Below are 6,536 nucleotides of genomic sequence, written 5' to 3' on the forward strand. Positions count from 1 at the left end.
ACACCGGCCCCAAGACCGGGCCACCGATATGCTTCGGGTGCACGACGGCCCATTTAGCGAGTTGTTTTACGTGGCTGCAAGCCGGCCGGCCAAATCACCACGACGGAAAACGAGCCCTCAATATCGGAGCTCCGCTGCCGCGGTCAAGGCCGCTCCGCGCCGCAGGCTGGATCATGCGGCCCAAATCCCGTCATTCCGCTCCCTCCTGCTCTCCGGTTGGCGCCCCGGTTAACGGGCCTTCAAGGGCTTTGCGGCCATGCTGAAAGGCCGGCGGGCAGCGATGCTTGCTCCCCCGCCCGTGCGCGTCCGCGGCGAGGTTCCGAAAGCCACACCCGGGGCGCGAAATGCCGCCCCACGTCGACAGGCTCCCGCACCTAGGTTAATGTAGCGCCATGAAAACTCTCGGTCTTGTCAAAATCGCCATGGTGGCGGCTCTGCTCGGGCTGCCTGTCGCGCCGGCTCCGGTTCTGGCTCAGCAGCCGGGCGTCAAGGAGAAGCCGCTCCGCGGCGTCGTGCGTCCCAAGCCGCGCCGCGGCGGATACTCCTATAAGTATCTGCAAGGCACGAACACGCGCCGGTTCACCGATCCGACGTACGGCAGCCAGACGAACTCCGGGCCGTTCGACAGCGGATTCTTCTTCAACTCGCCGACGCTCGGGCGCAACGGCGGCGATAGCCCCTACATGAACTGATCCAGGTTTCCGGCGGGCAGGATTCGATCGCCGCGGCCTTGAGGCCGGTGGTGTCGCGTTGCGATGTCAGGTCGTGGCGTCGATGGAGAAATAGACGCTGGCGGACCCCTGCCACTTGCCGCCGCCGGGCGCCGTGATGGTGGCGGAAAATACCATATAGCCCTGCAGATAGTTGAAGCTCTGCCAGAGCTCGGGCAGCGGCAGGAACTTGAACGCTACCGTTTTGCAGGCATCGTCGAACCTGACGTATTCGAGGAGCTGGCGATAGGAGGCCTCCACCTCGCAGGCGAAGGTGTCGGACGGTGTCCCGGGCGCGTAGGTGACCGTGATCGCCCCTTCCAGCGGGCTCGGCGCGCTCTTGACGAACTTGAACGATTTCGCCGACGGCTCAAAACTCCGGACGTCGAGGTTCGCCTCCGAGCCCGAGCGCGCTTGCGTGAAGACGCTGCCGGCGACATAGGCGAGCGCGATGCCGACCGCGACGCCGGCCAGGAACACCAGCGCATCGCGTACGAGCGAGCGGGCGGGGGCGGGCTCCCTCGCGGGGGCACGGTGCGCCGCCGGATCGGGCTCGAGGACTGCCGGCCGGGCCGGATGCCTCCCGAAACGCGCATTCTGCTCCGACAGGATGTAGGAGGCGGCTTCGTCGAATGCGGCGAGGGCCGCCATGCGGCCGCGCTCGTCGTAGACGGGATTGGCGAGAAGCTGCTGCCACAGCGCGTTGCGCTCGAGATGGATCAACTGATCGAGCTGCGCGGCATCCCGCACGGACGCGGCCGCGATCCTGTCTCTCAAGTAATCGTAATAGGTGGTCATGCCGTCGTCGATCCAGCCGAAGGCGCAATCTCGATCCGTGCCGCACGGAGGGTGCGGCCGTCGTGGCGAGCAAACGCAGGAATTACGACGGAACTTTGCGCACACTGCGGGTCCCGGTCAAACGTGGCAGTTGGCCGCTCGCGATCGCGCTCGGCGGCTCCCCCGCGCCCGAGGGCGCGGTAAAAACATTCGGCATGCGTTCCATTTCTTCTTAAAAATAAATCATTTGCAGGATATTTTTCTGGTTCTTTGCCTGTTTCACCGTTAAATCCCGATTGTTTTGTGTTTCATTTGTTTCTCTCCTAATTATTTTTCTGCGAACCCAATGGGTTTGAGAGTGGAAAAACAATCAGGAGCTTTTTCAAATGAAGACGGCTTGCATTGCGTTTGCGGCAGCTTTGGCGTTGGCAACGACGGTTCCGGCAGAGGCCGGCGGCCGCGGCGGGGCCAGCGGAGGGCACGGTGGCCACGGATCCAATCACGGACAGCAGGGCAGTGCGAACAGCGTCTCCCCGATCGCCGGCGCCAAAGCCAGCGCGCAGGTGGCGGCCAAGCTCAACGTGCTCAATATCGTCAAGGTCAAGGCGGGCGTCGGCCTGGGCCTTGGTCTCGGCGGCCGCTGAGGCCGACACGCTGAGGCCGGGTGGCAGGCGATTCTTCCGCCTGCCTCTCTCAGTGCGTTGCCGCATAGGTCAATCCTACGGAGGCCGTCACGGCCTCCGTGCCCACGCGGCCGAAGCTGGTGGCATAGTCGAGGTAGCCGAGCCGTCCGGTGAGGGACACGGTATCGAGGAGCGGCACCTCACCGTAGAGCGCGACTTCGAGCTTCTCGTCGGCGCGCGCGAGATCGGACAGATTGAGATGGTCGTAGGTCCGCGAGGTGCGGGAAGCGGCCAGCGTCAGCGTTCCCTTTCCGGCTGTGAGCGTCAGCCCAGCGACGGCGACGGCCTCATAAGCTACGCTCGCGATCAGGAAATCCGTTTCCTCGAACCCGTAACGAACGGCGGCAAAGCCCTTGATGCCGTCCGCGAGCGTCAAGTCGCCTTCGACGGCGTAGGCGTTCTTCCAGGCGCTCTCGAACGCGTCGTCGCTGTAGGTGCGCCACAACGGCATGTAGAGGGCGCTGAGGGAGCCTTGTGCGCCGGTGTAGCGAAGGCCGAGCAGCGGAAACAGTGAGACGTTTCCGCGCCGGATGCCGAAATCGTCGAAACGGTCGAGGTAATGCTTGTGGTCGATGCCGGCGCCGATCTCCATGTCGATCCGGTCGGTCAGCGTCAGGCGGAGGCCGAGCGACGCTCTCGACGAGATGCGGTCGCGGTCGTCCTGGTTGTGGAAGGGTTGGAAGCCGTCGGGGATGTCGTCGAAATCGAGGAGCGCAGTCTCCGCTTTCACGTACGGCCTGGCCTTGCCGGCGGTCCAGGCGTGCGTGACGGAGAGGCTGGCCTCGGTCAGCCGCTCCTCGACGTCGCGTGTCTTCGCGAAGGCAAAGGTCACGAGCGTCTGCTGTCCGCTCCAATCCCGGGTCAACGATGCGCTCGCGGCCAACGACTGCTCGTAGGCCGCGTCGAAGGCGGTGTAGAGGCGGTCGGAGAGGTTCACGCTCACGTCCAGTTGTCCGAGCCCGGTGGCGCGCGAGGTCGCGTAGCCCAAGGCGCGATCCAGGAAGGCGCTCGGCTGCTCGCTGAGCGTCGGGCCGGCGTTCGAGGTTCCCCCGGCCCCCGTTGCGACGACCACCGCCGAGGTCGCGGCGCCGTCCTCGGCGGTGCGGCCCTTCAAAGGAGGCGCCGACGGCGGCAGGTGGCTGGTGCCAATTCCGTCCGCGGCGGCGGGCGAAGCCGAAACGAGACCCATCAGGAGCGCGCGGGGGACAATCCGCCGAAACCCGCCTTGCGATGCCTTCACTGCTCCGATCCTCGAAAGCATGCCTGCGCCGTTGGATAGCGGTTTGCTTTTGTTCTCAATTTTTGGTTGAGCATCTGTGCTTTGCTACTAATGGTTGGTAAAGAGCGCTGTCTTGCCGTCTCCGATCCGTCCCAGGGTGCCGGGTGCAAGTCTCTCGCGGCGCTTAAACCTTTGCGCTTTCTCGAAGCCCTCGGTATCACGGGGCCTCGCCGCCGCCCGAACGGCCGCTCCCGCACCGTCGGCCCCTTGGAAGCTCCCTCAGATGGCTCCGCTCGCTCCGAAACCCCGTCCCGGCGTGCTCGACATCGAAGCCTATGTCCCGGGCGAGAGCCGTGTTCCGGGCGGGATCACGCCGATCAAGCTCTCGTCGAACGAGACCCCGCTGGGGCCGAGCCCCAAGGCGCGCGCTGCGTTCACGGCCGCCGGCGCCGAGCTCGAGCGCTATCCCGACGGCCAGGCGACGGCGCTCCGGCAGGCCGTCGCGCGGCGCTTCGGGCTCAATCCGGACCGTATCGTCTGCGGCGCGGGCTCGGACGAGCTCATCAGCCTCATCGCACACGCCTATCTAGGACCCGGCGACGAGGGGCTCTTCACCGAGCACGGCTTCCTGCTCTACCGCATCGTCGTGCTGGCGGCGGGGGCTGTGCCCGTCGTCGCGCCGGAGACCGGCTACAGGGCCGACGTGGATGCGATCCTGGCGCGCGTCACGGCGCGCACGCGGATCGTGTTCCTCGCCAACCCGAACAATCCGACCGGCACCTATCTCAGCATCGAGGAGGTGCGCCGGCTGCGCGCCGCGTTGCCTGGAGACGTGCTCTTGCTGCTCGATGCGGCCTACGCCGAATACGTGCGCCGCAACGACTACGAAGCGGGTCTCGAGCTGGTCGCCACCACCGAGAACACGGTGATGACGCGCACCTTCTCCAAGATCTTCGGGCTCGCGGGGTTGCGCATCGGCTGGGCCTACTGCCCGGAGGCGATCGCTGATGCCCTCAACCGCATTCGCGGGCCGTTCAACCTATCCACGCCGTCGATCGCGGCGGGGGCGGCGGCCATGGACGACTGGACGCATATCGAGGCGTCGGTGCGCCACAACGACCAGTGGCTGCCCTGGCTCACGAGCGAGATCGAGGCACTCGGTCTTTCCGTGACGCCGAGCGTCGCCAACTTCATCCTCGTGCATTTCCCATCTGCGCCGGGCCGCGATGCGGCGGCGTGCGACGCGTTCCTCAAGGCGCGCGGCATCATCGTGCGTCGCGTCGTGGGTTATGGGCTTCCCGGCGCGCTGCGCATCACCATCGGCACGGATGTGGAGAATCGCAAGGTCGTGGACGCGCTCAAAGCCTTCGTCGGAGCGCGCGCATGAGCGACCGGAAAAGCAAACCGATGTTCGAGCGCATTGCGCTGATTGGAATCGGGCTCATCGGCTCGTCGATCAGCCACGCCGCGCGCCGGGCGGGGCTTGCGGGCGAGATCGTCGGCTCGGCGCGCACGCCCGCCACCCTTGAGACGGCGATGCGGCTTGGGCTCATCGAGCAGGGCTTCGTCACGGCCGCGGAGGCGGCGGACGGAGCGGATCTCGTGATCCTCTGCACGCCGGTCGGGCTCTGCGGGCCGATCGCCAAGGAGATCGCGCGCAGCCTCAAGCCGGGCGCGATCCTGACCGACGTCGGATCGGTCAAGGCGGCCATCGTCAACGACGTCAGCCCGCATGTGCCGAAGGGCGTGCATTTCATCGCCGGACATCCGATCGCGGGCACGGAGCAGTCGGGGCCGGAATCGGGCTTCGCCGAGCTCTTCGACGGGCGCTGGTGCATCCTGACGCCGGGCCCGGACGCCGACGCGGCGGCGGTCGAAAAGCTCACGGCATTCTGGCAGGCGCTCGGCTCGAAGGTCGAGATCATGACGCCCGAGCACCACGACCTCGTGCTCGCGATCACGAGCCACGTGCCGCATCTCATCGCCTACAACATCGTCAACACAGCCGCCCATCTCGAGCGCGTGACGGACAGCGAGGTGATCAAGTTCTCGGCCGGCGGCTTCCGCGACTTCACGCGCATCGCCGCCTCGGACCCGACCATGTGGCGCGACGTGTTCCTCAACAACAAGGACGCGGTGCTCGACATGCTGGGGCGTTTCACCGAGGATCTCACCATGCTGCAGCGGGCGATCCGGTTCGGCGACGGCGAGACGCTGCACCGGCTCTTCACCGAGGCGCGCGCCATCCGCCGCGGCATCGTCCAGGCCGGGCAGGATACCGCGGCGCCCGACTTCGGCCGCGCCCATGGGGCGGCCGAGACCGGCGCGGGCGCGATCGCCAAGAAACGCTGAAAGAGAGCGCGGTCCCGCATGCCTGTCGCCCCGGCCGAGACGTGGATCTTCGGCTACGGGTCGCTGATGTGGAACCCGGGCTTTCTCTTCGCCGAAATGCGCCCTGCGCGCCTCACGGGCTATCACCGCGCCTTTTGCATCTATTCGGTCCACTACCGCGGCACGCCCCGCCAGCCGGGGCTGGTGCTGGGACTCGACCGGGGCGGCGTCTGCGACGGCATCGCGTTCCGCATCGCGCCGGAGCGGCAGGCGGAGACGCTGGCCTACCTGCGCCGGCGCGAGCTGATCTACGGGGTCTATCGCGAGGCGCTGGCGCCGGTCGCTCTCGCCCACGGCGGCGATGAAGCGCCCCGAACCGTGCGGGCGGTGACCTATATCGCCGAGCGCGCCCATCCGGCCTACGCCGGCTCACTGCCACTCTTGCGCGAGGCGCGCCTGATCCGGCGCTCCGCCGGGGAGGGCGGCACCAATCTCGACTATCTCGCGAGCACGCTCCGGCACCTCAGGACGCTTGGCATTTCGGAGCCGCGCCTCGAGAGGACCGCGACGCTCGTCGGCGCCCTGGCGGTGCGTGGCGGGGGCGCGCCGCCCGGCGGGCGCTCTCCGACGGAGGCGCTGACACGGGCCTGGGCGGCGCGCGGGTTTGCGACGCCTCGCACCGCGCGGGACAACCGCTTCGGCTTTCGCGCCAAGCGCGACTGATCCTTGCCAAGGCGGGGCGCTTCGCGCAGATTGGCCCCCGTGGGATGGGAATGGAGTCTCCCGACAACCGCCGCAAGGCTGATGGCTCCTACC

The 6,536-nt window shown here is 67.1% G+C and carries 7 protein-coding genes and 2 riboswitches; of the genes, 5 read left to right on the forward strand and 2 right to left on the reverse strand.

Annotation, left to right across the window (positions count from 1 at the left end; translation table 11 throughout):
• Positions 1–32: 32 nt before the first annotated feature.
• Positions 33–111, reverse strand: a riboswitch (SAM riboswitch).
• A gap of 281 nt (positions 112–392) precedes the next feature.
• Entirely contained in the window at positions 393–692 is a 300-nt protein-coding gene (locus V7082_RS14490) for a hypothetical protein (protein WP_334149720.1), read from the forward strand.
• 66 nt (positions 693–758) lie between these two features.
• Here the strand turns inward: V7082_RS14490 and V7082_RS14495 are convergent, their stop codons facing one another.
• A complete protein-coding gene (locus tag V7082_RS14495; RefSeq protein WP_334149721.1) occupies positions 759–1,508 on the reverse strand; it encodes a hypothetical protein in 750 nt (249 codons plus the stop codon).
• Between the two features lie 365 nt (positions 1,509–1,873).
• Between V7082_RS14495 and V7082_RS14500 the strand changes: the two genes are divergently transcribed.
• Positions 1,874–2,131 carry a hypothetical protein gene (locus V7082_RS14500; RefSeq protein WP_334149723.1) on the forward strand — a complete coding sequence of 86 codons (258 nt, stop codon included), beginning with the start codon at positions 1,874–1,876 and terminating at the stop codon, positions 2,129–2,131.
• A 49-nt stretch (positions 2,132–2,180) separates the two neighbouring features.
• Here V7082_RS14500 and V7082_RS14505 read toward each other — a convergent pair whose 3' ends face one another.
• A complete protein-coding gene (locus V7082_RS14505) occupies positions 2,181–3,410 on the reverse strand; it encodes a hypothetical protein (RefSeq protein WP_334149725.1) in 1,230 nt (409 codons plus the stop codon).
• Between the two features lie 262 nt (positions 3,411–3,672).
• Here V7082_RS14505 and hisC point away from each other — a divergent pair, with 262 nt between their 5' ends.
• Genes hisC through V7082_RS14520 form a run of 3 tightly spaced genes read left to right on the forward strand, consistent with a single transcriptional unit; the run spans position 3,673 to position 6,443 of the window.
• Positions 3,673–4,776: a histidinol-phosphate transaminase gene (hisC, locus tag V7082_RS14510; RefSeq protein ID WP_334149727.1), complete on the forward strand. Its 1,104-nt coding sequence runs from the start codon at positions 3,673–3,675 to the stop codon at positions 4,774–4,776.
• On the forward strand, positions 4,773–5,741 hold the full coding sequence (locus tag V7082_RS14515; protein WP_334149729.1) for a prephenate/arogenate dehydrogenase family protein: 969 nt from the start codon (positions 4,773–4,775) through the stop codon (positions 5,739–5,741). Before hisC ends, V7082_RS14515 begins: the two co-directional genes overlap by 4 nt.
• Before the next feature lie 18 nt (positions 5,742–5,759).
• Positions 5,760–6,443: a gamma-glutamylcyclotransferase gene (locus V7082_RS14520; RefSeq protein ID WP_334149731.1), complete on the forward strand. Its 684-nt coding sequence runs from the start codon at positions 5,760–5,762 to the stop codon at positions 6,441–6,443.
• 37 nt (positions 6,444–6,480) lie between these two features.
• Positions 6,481–6,536, forward strand: a riboswitch (Fluoride riboswitch). This riboswitch is flagged as partial in the annotation.

The organism is Hyphomicrobium sp. (assembly GCF_036833075.1).
Taxonomy (GTDB): Bacteria; Pseudomonadota; Alphaproteobacteria; order Rhizobiales; family Hyphomicrobiaceae; genus Hyphomicrobium_C.